This window comes from Paenibacillus tabacirhizosphaerae, from assembly GCF_040812395.1.
GTDB lineage: Bacteria > Bacillota > Bacilli > Paenibacillales > NBRC-103111 > Paenibacillus_E.
On sequence record NZ_JBFNXH010000014.1, the window covers coordinates 131,075 to 151,171 of the forward strand.

At 47.4% G+C, this 20,097-nt stretch carries 27 protein-coding genes and 1 tRNA gene; 18 read left to right on the plus strand and 10 right to left on the minus strand.

Going from position 1 to position 20,097, the window contains the following annotated elements; translation table 11 throughout:
- Positions 1–119 precede the first annotated feature (119 nt).
- Complete coding sequence (locus ABRS97_RS21575) at positions 120–470, plus strand: winged helix-turn-helix transcriptional regulator (RefSeq protein ID WP_367817414.1); 351 nt, start codon at positions 120–122, stop codon at positions 468–470.
- Positions 471–802: 332 nt separating this feature from the next.
- Here ABRS97_RS21575 and ABRS97_RS21580 read toward each other — a convergent pair whose 3' ends face one another.
- Positions 803–1,591, minus strand: a complete 789-nt coding sequence (locus tag ABRS97_RS21580; protein WP_367817415.1) for an NAD(P)H-dependent oxidoreductase — start codon at positions 1,589–1,591, stop codon at positions 803–805.
- Positions 1,592–1,733: 142 nt separating this feature from the next.
- Here ABRS97_RS21580 and ABRS97_RS21585 point away from each other — a divergent pair, with 142 nt between their 5' ends.
- Positions 1,734–2,126 (plus strand): winged helix-turn-helix transcriptional regulator, encoded by a 393-nt coding sequence (locus ABRS97_RS21585; RefSeq protein ID WP_367817416.1) that lies wholly within the window; start codon positions 1,734–1,736, stop codon positions 2,124–2,126.
- Positions 2,127–2,198: 72 nt separating this feature from the next.
- Here the strand turns inward: ABRS97_RS21585 and ABRS97_RS21590 are convergent.
- Positions 2,199–2,286 (minus strand) — tRNA-Leu (locus tag ABRS97_RS21590).
- On the opposite strand from ABRS97_RS21590, the gene ABRS97_RS21595 reads away from it, so the two are divergent.
- The 4 genes from ABRS97_RS21595 (at position 2,254) to ABRS97_RS21610 (ending at position 4,731) form a co-directional block, all read left to right on the plus strand.
- On the plus strand, positions 2,254–2,505 hold the full coding sequence (locus tag ABRS97_RS21595) for a winged helix-turn-helix transcriptional regulator (RefSeq protein WP_367817466.1): 252 nt from the start codon (positions 2,254–2,256) through the stop codon (positions 2,503–2,505). The genes ABRS97_RS21590 and ABRS97_RS21595 overlap by 33 nt on opposite strands.
- Positions 2,506–2,683: 178 nt before the next feature.
- Positions 2,684–3,253: a MarR family winged helix-turn-helix transcriptional regulator gene (locus ABRS97_RS21600; RefSeq protein ID WP_367817418.1), complete on the plus strand. Its 570-nt coding sequence runs from the start codon at positions 2,684–2,686 to the stop codon at positions 3,251–3,253.
- Positions 3,254–3,358: 105 nt separating this feature from the next.
- A complete protein-coding gene (locus ABRS97_RS21605) occupies positions 3,359–3,868 on the plus strand; it encodes a hypothetical protein (protein ID WP_367817420.1) in 510 nt (169 codons plus the stop codon).
- Positions 3,865–4,731, plus strand: coding sequence for an SDR family oxidoreductase (locus ABRS97_RS21610; protein ID WP_367817421.1), 867 nt, complete (start codon positions 3,865–3,867; stop codon positions 4,729–4,731). The genes ABRS97_RS21605 and ABRS97_RS21610 overlap by 4 nt, the downstream gene beginning before the upstream one ends.
- 437 nt (positions 4,732–5,168) lie before the next feature.
- On the opposite strand, the gene ABRS97_RS21615 is transcribed toward ABRS97_RS21610, so the two are convergent.
- From ABRS97_RS21615 to ABRS97_RS21635, 5 genes are all read right to left on the minus strand, one after another.
- The gene (locus ABRS97_RS21615) at positions 5,169–5,411 is read right to left on the minus strand and encodes a recombinase family protein (protein ID WP_367817468.1); all 243 of its coding nucleotides are present in this window, start codon (positions 5,409–5,411) and stop codon (positions 5,169–5,171) included.
- Positions 5,408–5,815 carry a nuclear transport factor 2-like protein gene (locus ABRS97_RS21620; RefSeq protein ID WP_367817423.1) on the minus strand — a complete coding sequence of 136 codons (408 nt, stop codon included), beginning with the start codon at positions 5,813–5,815 and terminating at the stop codon, positions 5,408–5,410. Before ABRS97_RS21620 ends, ABRS97_RS21615 begins: the two co-directional genes overlap by 4 nt.
- A 271-nt stretch (positions 5,816–6,086) precedes the next feature.
- Complete coding sequence (locus ABRS97_RS21625) at positions 6,087–7,013, minus strand: SDR family oxidoreductase (protein ID WP_367817424.1); 927 nt, start codon at positions 7,011–7,013, stop codon at positions 6,087–6,089.
- A 162-nt stretch (positions 7,014–7,175) separates the two neighbouring features.
- Positions 7,176–7,328 (minus strand): hypothetical protein, encoded by a 153-nt coding sequence (locus tag ABRS97_RS21630; RefSeq protein WP_367817426.1) that lies wholly within the window; start codon positions 7,326–7,328, stop codon positions 7,176–7,178.
- Between the two features lie 452 nt (positions 7,329–7,780).
- A complete protein-coding gene (locus tag ABRS97_RS21635) occupies positions 7,781–8,389 on the minus strand; it encodes a TetR/AcrR family transcriptional regulator C-terminal domain-containing protein (RefSeq protein WP_367817428.1) in 609 nt (202 codons plus the stop codon).
- A 214-nt stretch (positions 8,390–8,603) separates the two neighbouring features.
- Between ABRS97_RS21635 and ABRS97_RS21640 the strand changes: the two genes are divergently transcribed.
- The 6 genes from ABRS97_RS21640 to ABRS97_RS21665 all read left to right on the plus strand — a co-directional run bounded on the left by ABRS97_RS21640 (position 8,604) and on the right by ABRS97_RS21665 (position 11,824).
- Positions 8,604–9,593, plus strand: coding sequence for a hypothetical protein (locus ABRS97_RS21640; protein WP_367817430.1), 990 nt, complete (start codon positions 8,604–8,606; stop codon positions 9,591–9,593).
- A 356-nt stretch (positions 9,594–9,949) separates the two neighbouring features.
- Positions 9,950–10,285: an ATP-binding cassette domain-containing protein gene (locus tag ABRS97_RS21645; protein WP_367817431.1), complete on the plus strand. Its 336-nt coding sequence runs from the start codon at positions 9,950–9,952 to the stop codon at positions 10,283–10,285.
- A 21-nt stretch (positions 10,286–10,306) separates the two neighbouring features.
- Positions 10,307–10,564 (plus strand): hypothetical protein, encoded by a 258-nt coding sequence (locus ABRS97_RS21650; protein ID WP_367817432.1) that lies wholly within the window; start codon positions 10,307–10,309, stop codon positions 10,562–10,564.
- Entirely contained in the window at positions 10,467–10,790 is a 324-nt protein-coding gene (locus tag ABRS97_RS21655) for a GntR family transcriptional regulator (RefSeq protein WP_367817470.1), read from the plus strand. The genes ABRS97_RS21650 and ABRS97_RS21655 overlap by 98 nt, the downstream gene beginning before the upstream one ends.
- A 21-nt stretch (positions 10,791–10,811) precedes the next feature.
- The gene (locus tag ABRS97_RS21660) at positions 10,812–11,060 is read left to right on the plus strand and encodes a hypothetical protein (protein WP_367817434.1); all 249 of its coding nucleotides are present in this window, start codon (positions 10,812–10,814) and stop codon (positions 11,058–11,060) included.
- The gene (locus tag ABRS97_RS21665) at positions 11,057–11,824 is read left to right on the plus strand and encodes a formylglycine-generating enzyme family protein (RefSeq protein ID WP_367817436.1); all 768 of its coding nucleotides are present in this window, start codon (positions 11,057–11,059) and stop codon (positions 11,822–11,824) included. Before ABRS97_RS21660 ends, ABRS97_RS21665 begins: the two co-directional genes overlap by 4 nt.
- 120 nt (positions 11,825–11,944) lie before the next feature.
- Here ABRS97_RS21665 and ABRS97_RS21670 read toward each other — a convergent pair whose 3' ends face one another.
- Positions 11,945–12,145 carry a hypothetical protein gene (locus tag ABRS97_RS21670; RefSeq protein ID WP_367817438.1) on the minus strand — a complete coding sequence of 67 codons (201 nt, stop codon included), beginning with the start codon at positions 12,143–12,145 and terminating at the stop codon, positions 11,945–11,947.
- Positions 12,146–12,645: 500 nt separating this feature from the next.
- Between ABRS97_RS21670 and ABRS97_RS21675 the strand changes: the two genes are divergently transcribed.
- Complete coding sequence (locus tag ABRS97_RS21675) at positions 12,646–13,980, plus strand: LLM class flavin-dependent oxidoreductase (RefSeq protein ID WP_367817440.1); 1,335 nt, start codon at positions 12,646–12,648, stop codon at positions 13,978–13,980.
- A gap of 159 nt (positions 13,981–14,139) precedes the next feature.
- Here the strand turns inward: ABRS97_RS21675 and ABRS97_RS21680 are convergent, their stop codons facing one another.
- Positions 14,140–14,574 (minus strand): Lrp/AsnC family transcriptional regulator, encoded by a 435-nt coding sequence (locus tag ABRS97_RS21680; RefSeq protein WP_367817442.1) that lies wholly within the window; start codon positions 14,572–14,574, stop codon positions 14,140–14,142.
- A gap of 156 nt (positions 14,575–14,730) precedes the next feature.
- Here ABRS97_RS21680 and ABRS97_RS21685 point away from each other — a divergent pair, with 156 nt between their 5' ends.
- The 3 genes from ABRS97_RS21685 to ABRS97_RS21695 are packed head-to-tail and all read left to right on the plus strand — an operon-like array spanning position 14,731 to position 16,195.
- On the plus strand, positions 14,731–15,732 hold the full coding sequence (locus ABRS97_RS21685; protein ID WP_367817443.1) for an oxidoreductase: 1,002 nt from the start codon (positions 14,731–14,733) through the stop codon (positions 15,730–15,732).
- An 18-nt stretch (positions 15,733–15,750) separates the two neighbouring features.
- A complete protein-coding gene (locus ABRS97_RS21690; RefSeq protein WP_367817445.1) occupies positions 15,751–15,948 on the plus strand; it encodes a hypothetical protein in 198 nt (65 codons plus the stop codon).
- A 43-nt stretch (positions 15,949–15,991) separates the two neighbouring features.
- Positions 15,992–16,195 carry a hypothetical protein gene (locus tag ABRS97_RS21695; protein WP_367817447.1) on the plus strand — a complete coding sequence of 68 codons (204 nt, stop codon included), beginning with the start codon at positions 15,992–15,994 and terminating at the stop codon, positions 16,193–16,195.
- 153 nt (positions 16,196–16,348) lie between these two features.
- On the opposite strand, the gene ABRS97_RS21700 is transcribed toward ABRS97_RS21695, so the two are convergent.
- Positions 16,349–17,560, minus strand: coding sequence for a cytochrome P450 family protein (locus ABRS97_RS21700; RefSeq protein ID WP_367817449.1), 1,212 nt, complete (start codon positions 17,558–17,560; stop codon positions 16,349–16,351).
- Between the two features lie 511 nt (positions 17,561–18,071).
- Between ABRS97_RS21700 and ABRS97_RS21705 the strand changes: the two genes are divergently transcribed.
- On the plus strand, positions 18,072–19,199 hold the full coding sequence (locus ABRS97_RS21705) for an NADH:flavin oxidoreductase (RefSeq protein WP_367817451.1): 1,128 nt from the start codon (positions 18,072–18,074) through the stop codon (positions 19,197–19,199).
- 345 nt (positions 19,200–19,544) lie between these two features.
- Positions 19,545–20,087: an aminotransferase class III-fold pyridoxal phosphate-dependent enzyme gene (locus tag ABRS97_RS21710; protein WP_367817472.1), complete on the plus strand. Its 543-nt coding sequence runs from the start codon at positions 19,545–19,547 to the stop codon at positions 20,085–20,087.
- Positions 20,088–20,097 lie beyond the last annotated feature (10 nt).

Below are 20,097 nucleotides of genomic sequence, written 5' to 3' on the forward strand. Positions count from 1 at the left end.
TGGCGAATTGGGATTTTTTCCCTCGTCTTGTTTTACATCATAATTGATCTGTGGTACATTTGAAAAGTAGTTACATTAAAGTGCAATAGTTTCAAAAATTGAACTATGGAGTGATTACAATGATGGATCGATCCTGTCCTGGCGTCGTTGAGCCGATCCTGGAGCTTTTGGATGGAAAATGGACGCTTCTTCTCTTATTCGAACTGTTTAGCGGGACCAAGCGATTCGGGGAACTACGCCGTAAGCTGCAACCGATAAGTCCGAAAACATTGACAGACCGTTTGCGGCTGTTAGAGGAGAAAGGACTCGTCACTCGCACTCTTTATCCTGGCGTGCCATTGCATGTCGAATATGAATTTACCGAGAGTGGGCAAGCGCTGCAGCCTATTTTTGCAGCGATGTGGACGTGGACGCAGGAGCATGGTACTTACCTAAAAAAAGATGCGAATGATAGCGGTCACGGAGCATAGAGATAATGTGATTTAAGGCCATCCTGTAAAGGATGGCCTTAAATTTTGCCGTTACAGACAGCGCGGTGAACCGTACCATAAGTAACGGCAAGCCGTTTCCAAATCTCTTTTTTCAGGTAAATGTCACAGAGCAATCGGTGATCCAGAGGAAGGTAAGGTGTAAAACTGTCTTCTTCGCGAAGAGACAAAGCTTGAAGCGCATACGCAAGCGCCTGGTCCAGATGGTTTTTCTGAAAGGAGAGGAAGGCCGAATGGCGAGTCGGGTCGGTGCGTTCAAACCGGTGCCCGTGCTTTTCGGCTATTGCGATTACTCTCTCCCCATCAAGCTCCAGTCATAGAGGGGGCGCACCTTCGGCAATGTGAGCCGTTAAGCCGATCCGTCCGATTGCGATGTCGCTAGCAAGCACATGGCTGTCCGGATAATCCCCGCCGTTCTGATGTCGGAACGGAATGGGCTCCTCCTCGAATAGGTTCTCAAGACGCAAGCGCCAGGCTGCCATTGCCGTGACTATGTCGGCTGACGTCATGCGATCGGTTCCGTAGACGGCATGGGTAGGCAACACATCCATTCCGGGGTAGAAGAGGATGCCGTGAGTAATGGGGAACAGCAATTGCTCCAGCGGTCCATTGATTCCTCGCGGCGAATAATCCTTCTCGGGCCCGCCGGCAGCCACGGACAGCATAGCCCGCTTCCCCTTTAGAATGCCATCGCCGTAGCGATAGCGATTCCCTTCGCCTTTAAAGCCATATGCGAAACCAAAAGCGAATACCCGTTCTACCCAACCCTTGAGAATAGCCGGCATGCTGAACCACCACAGCGGAAACTGCAAGATCACCGCGTCGGCAGCAAGAAGCTTCTGTTGCTCCAATGCGACGTCTGCCGTTTGATGGCCAGTCGAAAAGGCGTGCGCTGACTCTTTAATAAAGGATAATCGTTCTGGATTGGCTCGATCCGGGAAGTCGCGCCCATCGAACACGGCCTTCCAGTCCATTCCGTACAGATCGGACAACATGACTTCGTGCCCTTGCTCCTGAAGTGTTTGCACAGCCGTCTCAACGAACTGGCTAGTTAACGAAGTGGGCTCGGGGTGCGCATAAACGATCAATACCTTCTTTGACATGACGCCACTCTCCCTTTGTATTGGCTTACGACGCTTTATTAAGTACCGTATGAGTGTTATGTTATAATGTATATTGAATTTAGAAAAGTACGCATAATTTTATAATATAGTATTAAAAAACAAACTAATGGAGGTCATGGCTATGGGAGATCGCAAAAACAAGCGCGAAGCGAAAGTGGAAGTGTGTCCTGTCGAAACAACTTTGGATGTCATCGGGGGTAAATGGAAAGCAATCATTCTGTTTCATCTTATCGATGGCCCGAAGAGATTCAATGAATTCCGGCGGCTCTATCCGGGAATGACGCAATTTATGCTTACTTTGCAGCTCCGTGATCTTGAACGGGATGGCATTATTCACCGTGAAGTTTATAAACAGGTGCCCCCTAAAGTGGAATACTCGCTGACTGAATTCGGAGTGACGTTGAAGCCGATCATCCTTGATATGAAGAAGTGGGGAATAACCTACAAGAACAGAGTTGACGATATAAGGCTGCAAATGGCAGTGCAGGAGAAAGGGGAGATAGAAGATCAATAAACGAATCCTGGAGAAATCCGGACAAAACAAAAAAGAAGCCTTGGATACCAAGACTTCTCGGGGTTGTATAAGTGGTGCAGACGAGAGGACTCGAACCTCCACGGGGGGTTAGCTCACTGGAAACTGAATCCAGCGCGTCTACCAATTCCGCCATGTCCGCATAGGTATTTCATCAAACATACTCGCCAGCTACCTGGTACATTTAGAGCAGAAAGGGGTTCTTGTTAAAAAGTCCCACGACTCAGATAAGAGAAAAGAGGTTTATTTACTAACTGAGAAAGGCCTGAATTTAATACCTGTTTTAATTGAAATGGCTAGCTGGGGCGCACTGAACGACCCGGTGACGGTAGTTCCATTTTTTCAGGTCCAAATAGTGTAGTCAGTAAATTAGCTATATCTTAAGGAGTTTCGCTTGATGGAACGATATTGAGTTCCGGTGAAAGGGAGAGTTGGACGATACGCACGTCGGGCTCAGAGATGTTTGTGGCAGTGGGGAGCTATGGTGGAAAGAGCAATAATGTGTTGACATAAAAATGATTAGGTGCCATACTATATACATGACAAACGATAAAAACGTAATGACGGATAGTTATGCTGTTCCTTCACTTGTCCAAACGAAGCGTCAGATTGAACGCTACGGGTTGGACGTCGATGCGCAAGCCGTACTCGTCGCGTCTAGGTTGATGACCGCCGGAGCCAAGCTTGAACATGCCGCGGAGATTCATTTTTCCAGATTCGGTTTGTCAACAGGCAGGTATCGTTTATTGGCGGATCTTGAAGATCATCAGGGTGAAGAGCTGCCCTCGCAATTGGCGGAGCATCTTGGCGTAACGCGTGCTACCGTGACGGGGCTTATCGACAATCTCGAACGGGACGGTTACGTATCGCGCCGAACCAGTTCGGCGGACGGCCGTCAGAAATCAGTCATCTTAACGGAGAATGGAGCGAGTAAGCTTCGCGACATGGCTTCGGAGCACTTTGAGAAGCTGGAAGCGATGGTCCGCTTGCTTACGGTTGAGGAGCGCGGTGTGTTTCTCGATCTGCTAGGCCGGGTGACGCAAGGCATGTCGGCATTGACCGACGATCCGGGCGCATCTAAGGGAAATGGAAGCATACAGAAAGGGTAAAACGGGCTAGTCATGCTAGCCCTTATTAACAGCCATATAGTTAGGCGACTAATTATATGGTGGTATAAACAGTTGCAGTACATCATGGAAGAAAGGGGTGACAACATGAGCAATGTGAAGCATTCGCACAAAACGGATCCTGCTTATGCACTTGCATCGGCGGGCTTCGAAGAGAAAGGTTTTGTGCTATGGCGCGAAGTGTTGATGGCATATGTCTCGCCCGCCGTCATGGCAGGCATAGGGGGACTGATCACGGGCGACAGGAGCCTTCAGATCGCGGCACTGACCACAATTGGGGGAACGTCCGCGCTGATCGCATGGCTGTTGGGGCTTTGGCTGCGCAAACGGGGGAGGAGCAAACGATGGGTTGTCGGGCCGCCACGTTTGCTTGTCGTTGTCATGTTCGCGATAATCTGCGCTTCGTTCGGCTTTTTCGCTGCATGGTTGACGAACAGAGTTCCGAATATGATTGGTTTGAGCGACTATTCGATTTGGTTTGATCGCGTCTGGATCGATTTTCCGTTATCCGGCACGATCGCAAGCACGATCATGACATGGCGTTGGCGCAAGGCGTTCGAAAAAAATTACACATCAAACGGAGGAGATAGAAGATGATAGCGATTATTGGAGCAACAGGTACGATAGGGAGCGTACTTTTGAAACGTTTGGCCGATCTTGGGGTGCCCGCTCGGGCGCTAAGCAGGGAACCGGAGAAGCTGCGCGACCGGCTCGGAGATGCAGCTAAGCCCACGATCGAGGTGGCAGCGGCCGAAGCCGCCGATCCCGAATCGCTGCGCCGCGCGTTTGCTGGAGCGAAGCAACTCTTCTTGGCCATATCCAACAGCCCGAGACAGGTCGAAATGGAAACGTCGATCATTCGCCTCGCCGCCGAAGCCGGCATCGAGCATATCGTCAAAATATCCAGTCCAGCCTTCGAAGAACGTTCGCCCGTGGCAGTCGCTGGCTGGCATCGCGATATCGAATCTTTTTTGGACGAGTCTGGTTTGACTCACACCGTATTGCGTCCCTATGCATTCATGCAAAACTTGCTGCGCCATGTACCGACAATTACAGCTCAAGGTGCTTTCTTCGGCGTCATGGGCGATGCGCCTAGCAATTTCATCGATTCCCGGGATATCGCGGACGTTGCCGCAGAGGTTCTGACCAACCGGGAGGCGCCCGGACGTATTTATACGCTTACCGGCTCGGAGATCTACAGCTATCCGCAGATCGCGGATAAGCTATCCGCTTTGCTAGGCAAGACGATTCGCTATATAAACGTGGAGCCTCAAGCGATGCTTCGCAATTTGATCGAGCAAGTGCGCATGCCCCCATGGCTCGCAAACCACGTTGTGGAAATTCAGACGATGTCTACGTTGGTGCCGGAAAGGCCGACGGACGACGTCACGCGTTTGCTCGGTAGACAGCCCCGAACACTGGACAGGTTTTTGCAAGAGAATGCGGAAATATTTCTGTAGGCATCTGTAAATAGCGCATTCTCCAAACCAAACCGTCTGAATCGGTTGACGCAGCCTTCAGGCGGTTTTTGCGATTAAAGCTATTCCGGTTCGCGTCATACCGCTTCCATCACATGCGGTTCAAACAGAAAAAAACCCCGTCGATATTATGAAAACGCTGCTCCACCAAAAGGAGGTTGAGGTAACATTTTGCGGTGAGTTTAAAGACATGAAGGACATTTTTCGGGTATTTCAGAGAAGACAATGACTTCTGATAACACCAAATTCACGCTGCGGGCCTTACGGCCCTTGCTCTGCAGAGGGTAATTGGAGGAAGCGGATTCAGCAGACAACCTTGCACCACCTAACCGCGTCCAGTCGCTACGCTCCTTTAAGGTCGTGAGGGTTCAGGAACAAAACATCGTTAGAACGAAATTAATGCAATATATTTGAAATACCTATTTAAGCCTTAATTGGGGGCAAATGAAGCAATCTAGAGCATCCACATAAACCAGGTCGCTCTCCCGGAGCATCATCCGCATAGCCTGATAGCGTGGCCGCTCGAAATCCTTGCCACTCTGCTTATCTACAAATATATATCTATCATCAACACCTAACTGCCGGAGCTTGATTAGGTGCCGTTCTGGATTTTGGTCTTTAGCCGATACCCGACTTAGGGCGAAATTTCTAACAACCGTCAGCCTTCCCCTCGTATCATGCCGATTAGCGCACTAAGATCTTCTTCCACCGAGAACTCTCGAACGATAGCTGTCGGCAGCCCGTCCTTTATTCGCCAGACGAAGTTGTACAGCGCTGGCTTTCCCTCCTTTTCCCGGCGGAGAACAACAACTCCGTGATCGTCGTAGACGGTAGTGGTGAGGTATTGCACGTCTTCGGTAGTTCCAAGCGTCGTCCCGCCCCTTTCTTTTATGCGGCGAAATGTCTGTACGAACTGCTCCTTCGTAATCGAGATGGATCGTCCTATCTTGTCCGTCCGAATATTGACGAAGTCGGGCGCATAGATCGCTTCCAGCCTATCCAGATCCAATGCGACACCCGCTTGAAAATAACCTTCCATCGCTTCGATTAACGCTTTGTTCTCCATGTTTTATCTCTCCTCAGGTTCGATTTGGTTAAAATCATTTTAGGATTCTTATATGAACTGAAGATAAACTTTGGGATTCAATTTTGAAAAGTCCGGAAAATTAGCACATCAAATGGGCTTAATTTATAGCGTAAGCCCGGAATTCAGCGAGCTTGGCAGACGCATGACATTACCGAGAAGACGATCAGGTCGATCGGATTTCGCCATAAGGAAGCCGGTCTGCTGAGCTTCAAGATCAACTCGTTCTCGCAAATGGACAGATTGTGGCGGTTCAACCTTCTATAGCCGTCGGATGCTCAAACCACGCCGGCACCAGCTGTTTGAGTCCCCAAGCATCAAGAAGTGATCGTTGCGCCTGCAACTTGGCCTGATTGAGCGACGAGATGCCGAAATCAATGCTTCCCGGCACGGTGCGAAGCGGGCGTGTACCCGGCGCCATGGCGATCAATCCAGCAATGGCTTCGGCCACGAGAAGCGGGTCCTGAGCGGCGGAGGATTCGTTAATGTTCTGAGTGTCGCGGTACATCTGCTGCGGGATGGCTGCCAGATCAGCGTACCCGGCTATACGATCCTGATCCTCAGGCTCATCTTGGCTGGCGAGCAGACCGGTTCCGAATGGCCCGGGCTCCAATAGCACAGAATCAATACCAAGTGGAGCTAGCTCGTAAAAATATCCTTCCGCTAACGCTTCGACGGCCATCTTGGTGGCGCTGTAATGGGCGAAGAACGGAACGGTAAAGCCGCCGGCCAAGGAGCTTATTTGTATGAGCAGCCCGCTGCCTTGCTGCCGCATGTAAGGCAACACGGCGCGATTCATTCGCATCGGACCGAAGTAATTTGTCTCCATCATCCGTTTGATCTGATCGACGGTGTATGCCTCGGTAATCCCGCCGTACATGATGCCGGCATTGTTGATGAGCACATCAATGCGACCGGCTCGCAGAACGACCGATTGAACTGCCATATGGATCGAATTGTCAATCGTGACGTCCAGTTCGACCAGGTATAGCTCCAATCCTTCCTTTTTGGCGATGGATGCCAGTTCCTCTGCTTTAAGGGTGTTTTTACCGCCGATGTCGCGAACGCCCGCGAACACCGCGTGACCGAGTCTGGCCAAATGCAAAGCGGTCGCAAAGCCCATGCCGCTGCTTGCTCCCGTGATCAGAATTGTTTGCTTCGTTGTCGTTTCTTTCGTCATTGTAATGACCTCCTATTAGAATTCGTTTGCTTTTAGCACAAGCTTGCCTTTCGTGATTCGTTCTTCGATCCGGAGATGGGTGACGAACTCACCTACGGCATGAATCGCGCCGATACTTCAATGTCGGGTACGAATGGGAGAGGGAGAGTAGGGACTACGCCTTTACGAAATAGGACCTCGGCGTAGTTGACACCCATCATAGGCGACGTCGATAGTGACATTGAACGCTCCTGGCTCGGGAATCGCCTTTTCGCGAAGAACTGGAACAACAGGGTCACCAAAATGCGGAATATCTATAGTTTGCCTATTCATCATCTTTACCTCCATCTGGGGAATGTTGCCGATGACTCCATTATGATTCATTGAAGGCAGGGCAAACAGTTAACGATTATACTGGTACTGAAAGTACCCGTCATGTTGGATGCGCATGTTGCAATTGAGAGAACTAGAGTGGGAAAGTAATACATGAAGAAAAATCGCAAAAAACGTTCCGCACCTGCATGCGCTGCCTGTAGAAAAGGCCAGGGGGGTTAATCTCGGCGATTTGGCCGTTTCGCGGAAGAGGTTATTGCGTTTGAAAAGCGAACGTCAAATAACCCCCACCTATCGGAGGGAGCTGATTTAGCATATTCTTTTGTTAGTTCTTGTTCATGCGGCACACGGTTGGAAGCAATCCTGACCAAGGCGTATACAACTTAGCCGCACCTGGCCGTCTATATCGTCGCGATTATTGTCGTTTTAGTGTACTCGTACGCGGCAATTCCCATCTATAGCAGCAAACTCTCTACTCCTTTGATTATAATGGCAATTCCCCTATCGAAAACCACGTCCTCTTGCTCATCTGCATCAGCTTCAATAAACTCCCGAACCAGATCCGGGTCGCTTTCTTCGCTCTGCGCAACTTTCTCCGGCGTAACAAATTGCTTCGCGGTCTGCTCCTGAAGTACAAAGCCAGTGACATAGCTCAATAACGTATCCGCGCAGTGGCGCATGTGCTCGTCGGGAAGCCCCGATGCCGCAAACGCGCTGAGCAGCTGTTTACCGAATTTCAGTGTGTTCGGTACGAGCAAATACGGGCTAATCGTAATTAATCGCACCGAATCCGGATATTTCAGAAGCACGAGGCGCAGCCGTACCGCTGCCTGCCGGACTTCATCCTGCCAATTCGCAGTTTTCGTACGTTCCGCCAAAACCTCCGCCATAATGATATTCGCAAGCTCAGCGAGGAGAGCCTGCTTGTTCTTGAAATGCCAGTATAAGGCACCGGGCTGCACGTTCAAGCTGGCGGCCAGTTTGCGCATTGTTATCCCTTCCACACCTGTTTCACCCATAATCGTAAGTGCCGATTGAACAACCAGTTCGCGATTAATTTGCATGTCTTCACCTCAACTCCATACTACACGAAAAATAAACCGTTGAACAGTGTTCAACTTTGGATTATAATGGATTTAACTTGAACAGTGTTCAATAAGACGGAGGGTGATTTCGGATGAAATGGACGGATAATTTGAGGCTTGTCAGTGAAGATGTACCGTTAGGAATACGGTCTAAGCGGCCATATGCGGCAGCATTCCGAGAGGAGGGTGCGCCATGCGTCGTTTCTACCCTGTAATTGTGCTGTTGTTGCTATCGCCCATCATCGGTGAGGTGCTTCTCGGTTCGACGCCTATCAGCAAAATCTATACGCTGATTCCGCAGATTGGCCTTTACGGAGGCGGCGCACTGTTGATACGCGAAATTTCGCGACGCTGGAGCCTCGGATGGCTGTCCATTCTGCTGCTAGGCATCGTATACGGAATAACGGAAGAAGGTTTGATCGTATCCAGCATATTCGATCCTCATTTTCCTGGAAAAGATGCCTTGGCAGGATACGGCTGGCTGCATGGCTTCAACTACGTATGGGCCGTTGCCATCATCGGCTATCACGCAATATGGAGCGTCACCATTCCGATCATGCTCACCGAATTGTTGTTCCCAAAACAGTCCGACAAGGCTTGGCTGGGCAACTTCGGACTGTCGGCGTTCGGACTTTTGTATGTATTGTCAGCGATCTTAATTCGCTACGCTTTATTCGACCTGACTCACTTTCATTTCACGGCTGCGCAGGTGATCGTTACAGCTCTTGTGATCGTCGTTCTGACTGTGATTGCTTTCTTTCTGCCGCTTCCGCGGCAGTCCGCCGCAGCTCGCGCCATTCATACGGACGCCATCGGCGCCTCAGTCCGTGCGGCATCGTTTGGTTTTCTATTCGGAGCCGTCTGGCTAGGCATTTTTCTGCTTATGTTTGAGCTTGCGCCAAGTGGATTTCCGCCTATAGTAATCACTGCTGCCAATGTGCTCGTCGCCACCGGATTCGTCTACCTGTTCGTGAAGATGCTGCCGTCCTTCCATATTAGCAGGTACACGCAATTTGCCTTTGCAGCGGGCGTGCTCTTAGTGGATCCATTGGCAGGTATGGGCGTTGTTTACGATCCGAATGACAGGCTCGATATGTACGGCCAACTGGCAGTTCTTATATTGACCATCATCGGACTGATTCTAATGAGAAGAAAGCTTGCCCGAAGTGGCACAGCCGTTTAATCGAGTAGGTAGGGGTGGCTAGCCCCTGTCTTCTCACACCACCACCTTTGCACGGATATATGCTTCAGCAAGTGTGGCATCATTTAGTTGAGCAGAGTCAGGTAGGAAAAAGAGACGATATTGCAAAGGTAATTCAGAGCCTTTTGAACCGTCAAATTACTGGTAAGGCGGTGCAAACAGCGCGCTGAACCGTATCATCGCAAGTGGTAAAGCGGAAAGTGGAGGTTGTAGTGAAGACGAATGCCATCTTGAAAATAAATAAGGGCTTATGCTAGCCTGAGATAGTCCTCAGGCTGTAGACTTCACACACCTCTGGCGATATATTGTGTATATACGATATACACAAGAGGTACGGTATGCTGGCGTTGGACATTCGCAATTTAAATAAGAAATACCCAAACTTTCAGTTGAGAAATGTGTTGTTCCATCTGGAAAAGGGGTATATCATGGGCTTCATCGGCGCCAACGGCGCAGGTAAGACAACTACCATCAAGTCGATCTTGAACATGCTTCATTTGGACGGCGGCGAGGTACACGTTCTTGGTAAGAACATGGCTGAGCATGAGCTCGAATTGAATCAGGAGATCGGATTCGCATTCGGTGGCATCGATTTTTATGCGCAAAGCAGAAGGAAGACATTGACCGACGTCATCAAGAAGTTCTATAAGAACTGGGACGATGAGACCTACTAAAGCTATTTGGAAAGATTCAAAATGGATGAGAACAAGAAGATCGCTGAACTGTCGACGGGACTGAAAGTAAAGTATAGCCTGGCCCTTGCTTTGTCCCATGGCGCGAAGCTGCTCATCCTCGAGTGGAGATCCAATGAACATCTCGATATCGAACACTTCGAAAAAACCGATTTATTAGCAGCTGTTCGAACAGCTCAGCGCTCAAATTCTGAAAGGCGAATTAGAGGGCGGCTACATCCTCCCGCCTATTCGCCAGGCGGCCCAGGAGCTGCGCATTAGTGTTATCACCGTCAAGAAAGCTTGGGAAGAACTGGAGCGATGTGGCTTGATCAATACGGTAACGGGCAAAGGGTGTTTCGTGGCTGAATTCTCCCACGAAGAGATGCTGCGATTGCGCAACGAGATGGTCTACAAGCAAATGGCAACCGACACAGAGTACTACAAATCCTTTGGTCTCACCCTAGATGAAGCAATTGAACTGTTGAAGAAGGTTTATCCATCTTAAATGCGAAAGGATTGAGAATTCGTGAAAAAGCATGATCATTCATTTTTCATTGGAGCCATTCTGCTGATTGCCGGTGTCGTGTGGGCGATTGCGACGAATCGTATTGGGACGACTGCAGGGTTGCTGTTATTCGTGGGAGTCGTCATTGGCATTGTGGCAGAGGTCATTCAAGGGTGGGTAATCAATCAGAATGATCAGGGCAGGATCGAATCGGGCAAGAGGGTAGTCTATATCGTAGGAACTATTGAAATAGACAGGAGGTTAAAATGACAATCGAAAAGTACGAAATTGACAGAGAGCGTTTTCTAAAAGATTTAATGAATTTAATGGTACCAATAGAAGGTGGAACCGTTGAATTACGCGATTATGTAAATATGAATAAATGGCTTAGTTCTGATTACACTTTAGCAGACCCTGGCAGAGGAAGTGATAGAAAGGTTATTGCATGGGCTGAAACGATTGAACCTTTCTATGTGATGAAGTATCCGGTAACACAGCATTTGTATCATTTTGTCATGCATAAAAAAGTAGAACCGAATGTGAATAACCTGCCGATTACGGAAGTTTCGTGGTTGGATTCGATTGTCTTTTGTAACGCATTGTCCAGAATACTTGGCAGGACTGAATGCTACACAATCACAAATGAAAGTCAGAACACCATATATAACAATAAAGCGGATGGCTTTCGATTACTATCAGACGCTGAATGGCAGTATGTGTGCAAAGCGGGAAGCAAGGGATATCGGTATGAAAGAATTGATAAGATTGCATGGTATCAAGAAAACTCTAATGGATCAGCTCATCAAGTCGGAAAACTGCTTCCTAATCCATGGGGTGTTTACGATATGGTTGGGAATGTATGGGAATGGTGCTGGGATCTATATGATACTGAAAGATATGGGAACTATAGAGTCTTCCGGGGAGGCAGTTGGGCTGAAGTTGAAAACAATTGCGGTTCTACGATTAGACGGAAAAGTATGCCTGATTTAAAGATAGATGATCTTGGATTTAGAATAGCACTTACAAAACTATGAGTACAAAGCAGTGAGCGATGTACGGGGAACCGTACCATAATAACGGTGAAAAATTAGGCGTCGAAGGGGGTTAGAGGCGTTGGGCCATTTCTCATGTCGGCTATTTCACAAACCTCCCGTTTACTGCAGTCTGGATCGAAACCCACTCGCGCAAAGCAGAAGCCAGGTTACCGAGCTTCTCTTGCTGGTCAAGGTGGAAGACGCGCCCGGCAAATTCTCTTCGCAATAAAGCTGGCTTCCCACGTAAGCGGCGGCCTTCCCTGAAATAACAGCCTCATTTATGCTGGAAGCGAACAGCTCAATATGTTGTTTCGCGACCATCGTGTACTCCGTCAGCATCCTTTATATAGGTCAGGCTTCAATAGGTTTTCAAAAAACTTCAAGAACTTAGAAAGCTATGCAGGGTGTTAGCCACTAAATTTTGACAAACAAAGCCGATCCATTGAGATCGGCTTTGTTAATCTCCAATCGGTATGGAAAGCCTCCATGCCACGCTAACATTTCTTCATGCTTGTAAAGTTAATTCTTAATTTTACTAAATTAATAAGATGATTAACATACATTTATTAAGGCAAATCGTTTATTTTTCCGTTTTTTTAAAATTTTAACTCGGTATTTTCCTTTAGAATCGTATAGACCGTTGCGAAGAGTCGGTGATAAGCTGAGTAAAGTAATTTCTCATTAAATCGATGGGATAAGTAATAGTTTAAGTATCAACGGTAAGAAGGAGAGAGGAGCTAAGAACAAATTAATAGTTTTGGCATGTCATTACCCGCTTTGAACTTCATCAGATGGAATATTCACGAGGAGTGTGATTACAAATGCCCCAAAAAAAAGAAATCAAATTCGGTGCAATTATACAAGGTGTCGGTGCCCATACCGGTTTATGGAGACATCCGGACCTGCCCGTTGACGCAAGTGTCAGCCTGGATTTTTACAAGCATCAGGCTTTAGTTGCCGAAGCAGGGAAATTTGATCTTGTCTTTATCGCTGACGGTTTATATATTACCGAGCAGTCGCTTCCTCACTTTCTGAATCGGTTTGAGCCGATCACCATTCTTTCCGCCTTGGCCGCTGTGACAAGTCATATCGGATTGGTTGGCACACTGTCTACATCTTATAGTGAGCCATTCAACGCGGCCAGGCAGTTCGCCTCGCTGGATCATATCAGTGCCGGGAGAGCTGGTTGGAATGTGGTTACTTCACCACTTGAAGGTTCGGCTCGCAACTTTGGCAAGGAGATCCACCCACCCCATACTGTACGCTATCGCATGGCGGAGGAGTACATTGAAGTCATGAGAGGATTATGGGATTCATGGGAAGACGACGCATTTATCCGTGACAAGAAATCCGGTGTGTTTTTTGACAAGTCCAAGTTGCACACCCTCCATCATAAAGGTGAGTTTTTCGACGTCCAAGGGCCGCTCAATATCGCACGCTCGAAACAAGGCCAGCCCGTTATCTTTCAGGCAGGTTCATCAGAATCGGGCAGAGATCTGGCTGCCAAATCGGCAGATGCTGTTTTGACGGAGCATGAGAATATCGAGCAGGCGAAAGCTTTCTACCAAGACGTCAAAAAGCGTGCCAGAGCATATGGACGTTCGGAGGATGATCTTGTGATTATGCATGGTATCGGGGTGATTATTGGCCGATCCGAGGAGGAAGCCCGGGCTAAGTATGACGAAATTGCCAATTTGGTTACCATAGAAAGCGCGATTGCCCATCTAGGAAGATTTTATGAGCACCATGACTTCTCGCAATATCCGCTAGATGAGCCGTTTCCCGATCTGGGTGATCTGGGCAGCAACAGCTACAGAAGCACCACAGACAGAATCAAACGAATCTCGATAAAGGAAAATTTGACGCTTCGTCAAGTTGCCCTTCGTACCGTGATGCCGCCTGGAGAGTTCGTTGGTACACCGGAGCATATTGCGGATCTGATTCAACGTTGGAATGAGGAAGGGGCGGCGGACGGTTTCTTTATTCAATCGGTTACACCGAAGGCTTTGGAGGAATTCGTCGAACTTGTCATTCCTATTTTGCAGGAGAGGGGAATTTATCGGATCAAGTACGAGGAGAACACGCTGCGCGGTAATCTGGGACTCCCAATTCCCGCCAGCCGATATGCTTACACGGAAGCGGAAGCCCGCCTATGAGTCTCTCGAAGAGACTGAAGGTACATGTGGAAGAGTATGAGAACGAAATGCGTGCTCAAGATTGGCGCCGTCTTGCATCTATCTTTGTATGGAGGCGCTCGGTCAGGCGGACGAAGAGTAGCCGAATATTCCGTTCCTCACCATCTGACCCGACCCTTATTACATCTTGCTTGGTACAAGACTTTTGTCTTCAAATGCCGTCGAGAGCACAATTAAAGTCGTTGAATAACCATAAGGGTTGCAAGCGTCAAGAAATTGTGCTAGTGATTCTGTTGTTTCAGTTAACACTTTTAATAGAAAGTTATAATCTCCACTGATTCTGTAAAGATCGACAATCTCAGGGGAAGCCTCGCAGAATTTGACGAAGTCCGGACAACAATTGGTTTTAAACATGACAAAAGCAGATGTATGTTTGCCAAGCTTCTGTGGGGAGAATTGCGCACGATAAGCCGTTACGATTCCCTGCTCCTCCAGCTTCCGGAGTCTTTCCGTTACAGCGGGCTGCGACATGACAATCAATTTGCTCATTTCAGAAATAGAAATCCTGGCATTTTCATGCATTAACGATAAGATTTTAGAATCAATTTGGTCCAAACAAATTCACCTCACCTAAATATATAAGGTTATATACAATAAATAACTTAATAAATTAGATATTAGATGTTATTTATCTTAATAATACTATGTGTTTTGCATGTTATCAACACTATAATGAAGTTGGACATAATTTGCAAAGGAGAATGAATAGTTATGACTTGGACCTTGGATGACCCTATTGATCTGGGCAGTTTACGCCTGAGGAACCGATTAATCCTGGCACCTTTGCAACAATATAAAGGCACGCTTGAGGCGTTTCCCATTGACCACCACTTTGAACATTATGGCCGAAGAGCGAAGCAAGTGGGGCTTGTTATCGTGGAATCCACCGCGATCTCTCCCAATGGAAGACTGTGGAAAAATGATATTGGGATTTTTACAGACCAGCACGTGGAGGGCCTAAGAAAAATTGCCGACGCCATCCATGCCTATCAAACCCCTGCCTTTATCCAATTGTCGCATGGCGGAAGGAAATCCTCGCCCGAAGTTACGAATGCATTAGTTGCGCCGAGCGCAATTGCGTTCGACAAGCATTATGGTCAGCCCGAGTCACTGTCTGCTGCGGGTATTCAAAACATAATAGAAGAATACCGCCTTGCAGCAAAAAGAGCTGTCAAAGCGGAGTTCGATGGCATTGAAATTCATGCGGCACATGGCTTTTTAATTCATCAGTTTCTTTCACCTCTATCCAATGTGAGGTCGGATGACTATGGTGGCAGTTCGGAGAACCGAGCAAGATTTTTGAAAGAGGTTCTTCTGGCCATCAGGGGAGAAGTCGGTCGACAATATCCGGTTACCATCAGGGTTTCTGCGACTGATTATTGTACAGGGGGGCTAACCCCTCAGGAGTGGGTGCGAATGCTAAAGCCACTTGAGTCTGATTTGGATGCGATTCATGTCTCAACAGGAGGGCTTCTTCCTATACAACCAAGTGACGTTCATCCTGGTTATCAGCTGCCACATGCTGCTGCAATCAAACAACATGTCAAGATTCCCGTTATTGCAGTCGGAAAAATATATACCCGCAGTCTCGCTAACCGTATACTAGAAGATCAATTAGCCGATTGTATTGCCATCGGTAGCCCGTTCCTGGAGGATCCGGATTATGCGGAATATTTATTAACGAATCAAGTGAAAACTAGTATAAGTGGATGATTGGGTCATATTTGGAACATGAACATGGGAACGGGTTCTTCCGTTGAACTGGGGCGATTTATAACGATGCTGATGGACGAAGGTCAAGAGGCTTTCGCCCCACAATTTTCAGCTATTCAAATTAAGGACAGTAGAGAAGAGTCGGCCATCAGAAGCAAGGTGCGGCGGATGGCGGATTATTTTCCCCTCCTAGTAAAGGAGCGTTCCTACTTATGATGCAGCGCTGGATCAACATGGCGTATTAAATGGTGTTTTCTTTATGAAGGGAAAAGTTGCAGAGTTGCAATTTATGGATCAAGGTCGCTTTGTGTTAGAAAAAATCGATACGATTTATAGACAGGAATTTAAAATTGGGGGATTCGTACAGCTCAATTGCGAGATCCAGATGGAATTTGCCCGAATTGCCATTTTTTTAAAACTTACCGTTACAGACGTCGTTGCGCTAACGGAAACGATAGTTTAATCACGACATGACGGCAGCCGGTACACGATCGACTGCCGTTGTCCGGTATTTAACTGTTGGTTTGGTCACACTTGATGCAATAATTGTAACATGGAGTACACAAAAGAAGTGCTTGAAACTTAATGAAAAATAATAAAGCCGATTTTAATACATTCAAAATGTGACCGGAAACCGCTCTAAACCTCGCATCAAGATGCCCGATCGCCATTTAAGTTCCTCAGAAGTTGTGTCAATACGAAGGTTAGGCAATCGTTGAAGCAATGTCGATAAAGCGATTTTTCCTTCCAATCGCGCAAGTGGGGCCCCGAGGCAGAAATGAATACCGTTTCCGAAAGCAATATGCTTATTTTTCTTTCTTGTAATATCCAACTGGTTGGGATTCTCGAATTGCTCGGGATCGCGGTTGGCAGCTGCCAAGCCTACGAAAATCAAATCGCCTTTACCGATATTTTTGCCATGCCAAGTAAAGTCGAGTCTAGCCCAACGGGATGTGCCGATTTCGACGGGACTGTAATACCTAAGCAATTCTTCGATGCCCGATTGGGAATAGGCCGGATCGTCACGCCACAAGCGAAATTGCTCGGGATTTTCAAGTAATGCGAGCAATCCGTTGCCGATCAGATTGACAGTCGTTTCATGCCCGGCGACAATGAGCAGCCAAATCGTAGAGGACAACTCTGCAGCAGTCAGCTTTTCTTTGTTATCGTTAACTTGGATTAACATGCTGATCAAATCGGAACCGGGATACTTCCTTCTCTCAGTGATGAGTTCTTCGATATAACAGCCAAAAGCCTGGATGGAAGGGAATGCTTCTTTCATCTTATTACGATCATTAGCAGCGTTAATGAAATCACCGGACCATTTCTTAAAAAGATGATGATCCTTCTCTGGAATTCCCAGCATCTGGCTGATCACGATGATTGGAAGCGGAAAGGCAAAGTCTTCGATAACCTCCATGCTCCCTTTTTCCTGAACTCGGTCGATTAGATCATCGGTTATCCGCTGAATTTCATTTTGCATGTTTTCAATCATCTGGGGTGAAAAAGCTTTGGATACGATGGAACGAAGACGGGTATGATCAGGTGGGTCGCTGGAGAGCATCTGTTTGCTGATCAGATCCATTTCCTTTTTGGGCATAATCGCCGCATATTCTTCAGGAGAAAGAGAATGCAAGTTTTTCGTAAAACGTTCGTCATCTTTCAATATTTGTACGGCATCGTCGTAGCGTGTGGATAGCCATGCCCGCTGCCCATCCGGCATTGCAATTTCGTGAAGTGGATCATTTTGCCTGAGTTGCTTGTAAATCTCATGGGCATTTTTTTTGAACTCAGGCGACGACAGATCAAGGTTTGCATTCGAAAGCATGAATTACATCACTCCAGTCCCATTTATTTAAAGGTTTTCTAACCTCTAGTTGGTATTTTATACCAAATCAATGTAGAACTACAATCGTCTATTCGGGAATTCACGTTTCGATACTTTGGCAGGGCAGGATCGTTGAATAAGGATACCACGGCAGCTGATCAGAAAATCAGTTGCCGTTTTTATTAAGCTCTAACGAGGAACGATAGCATCTTGACTAACGGGCAGTATTCGTCAACTGCATATGTTAAAAATTCGGATGGTTGTCAGCGAGTAGGCTCCTCAATTTGGAGGGGGCGGTTAAAGTGGAAACCTTATGATGAAATTAGAAAACACCCAGTTGATTTCAGAATTAAGTATAAATTATTTTCACAATAAGTAGGCGGCATGTAAAAAGTAGTGCTTTTGCAAATAGTATGGTATAGTAAATTTAATAACTGTAATAATATATATGACAGTTTAACTGGCGAGTCTTATTAAACCAGAATTTATTCATAATGGAGGTAATGCTAGAATGAATAATCATAAAATCCAACCTGCCTACAAGCTAGGACCTTTATTTGAGTCCTTCAAGTTTGGTACTTTGAAGCTAAAGAACCGGGTCATCATGGCTCCAATGACGAGAGCCTTCTCTCCCGGAGGAGTACCGGGCCCTGATGTGGCTGCTTATTACCGTCGCCGTGCCGAGAACGGTGTAGGGCTTATTATTACGGAGGGCACTCTGATTAACGATCCGGCTGCCACCAATAATCCGAATATTCCGAATTTCCATGGGGAGGAAGCACTGAAGGGCTGGGCTAACGTCGTCGCGGAAGTACATGAAGCTGGCGGGCTGATTATGCCGCAGTTGTGGCATATCGGCACGGACCGTAAGGTAGGAGCCGTTACGAACCCGGAGGAGTTGCCGATCGGACCTTCAGGCTTGGATCTCGCGACCGGGGAAAAAGTCAGTGAGCCGATGAGTCAGGAAAGGATCGATTCCGTTGTTGCCGCTTACGCACAAGCAGCGGCGGATGCCAAACGGATCGGCTTTGACGGGATTGAGCTTCATGGTGCTCACGGCTATTTGATCGATCAGTTTTTCTGGGAGAAAACGAACCAACGCACCGACAGCTATGGCGGAGACCTTGTGAAAAGAACCCGTTTTGCGGCTGAAATTATTGCGGCTTGCCGTCGCACCGTTGGTCCCGATTTCCCTATCCTACTGCGGATATCGCAATGGAAATCAAGTGATTACGAGGCGAAATTGGCAGCCAATCCGGATGAACTGGCCAAATTCCTTGCGCCGCTTGTAGAAGCGGGCGTTGATGTATTTCACTGCTCGACCCGCCGCTTCTGGGAACCGGAGTTCGCCGGTTCCGATCTGAATTTCGCAGGCTGGGTTAAAAAATTAACCGGCAAACCTACAATCACTGTGGGCTCCGTAGGTCTGGATAATGAATTTCTATCTTCGTTTAGAGGGGAACATGCAGGTACGGCGAACGTGGATACCTTGACCGATAAGCTTAACAATCAAGAGTTCGATCTGGTTGCAGTCGGCCGTGCGCTGCTGGTTGATCCGGAATGGGCGGCTAAGGTCCGCGATGGCCGGCTTGACGAGCTGAAGCCTTTCACACCTGAAGCGCTGCGCTCGTTATCTTGATTCTGCTGTGATTCTAATTTTTTGACTATTTGATCGGGCACTCCGAGTTAGTGGGAGGGCCCGTTTTTTTTACATGCTGAAAAGTGAACACGGGGCGGCCAATGTGCAGTTCATCAAGGACTTTCTCGGAGTTCGGGTTTTACATAAAGTTTAGACTTGCATTTAGCAAAAAAATGGTATAATTTCCTTGTCTATAAATCCATAAACTGTTATTTTTAACTATATGTTACCTTGTTAATATTATCTTAATTTAGTCAATATTACTATATTGAGAAATTGTTAAAGGCGGCATGGATCGAAAAGACAAAAACATTTTAAACGGGTAGAGGATGAGGTGAAAAGAATATTTTTGAACAGTTGGAATCAAATGAAAGATCGAATTGCAGAAGCTTTCCGGCAACTTTTAACCGAACAAAGGGGGACTTGTTATATTCCGTTGAAGAAAGCGCCTACATCGATTTTTTTGCGGGCGCCGGGGCGTTGAACTATGGCCATAATAATGATTTCATCAAAGAGAAAGTCATCGATTATTTGCAAAATGATCGCATCATGCACGGATTGGATATGTACACGAAAGCAAAGGAAGAGTTTATCGGAACGTTCTCGGACCAAGTGTTGAAGCCGAAAAGCTTGAATTATAAGCTGCAGTTCTGCGGAGCGACCGGAACGAATTCGGTGGAAGCTGCGTTTAAGCTGGGCCGGAAAGTGAAGAAAAGAACAGGTATCTTTGCATTCATGGGCGGGTTTCACGGCATGTCCCTTGGCAGCTTGTCTGCAACGAGCAGGAAGTCGCTTCGAACGGGGGCTGGCACTTCTTTGGATGGGGTTACCTTTATCAAGAATTCCCTGCAGCGAGTGATTGGAACGTATGAATGGGTCGCGAATTAAAGCTTGCATA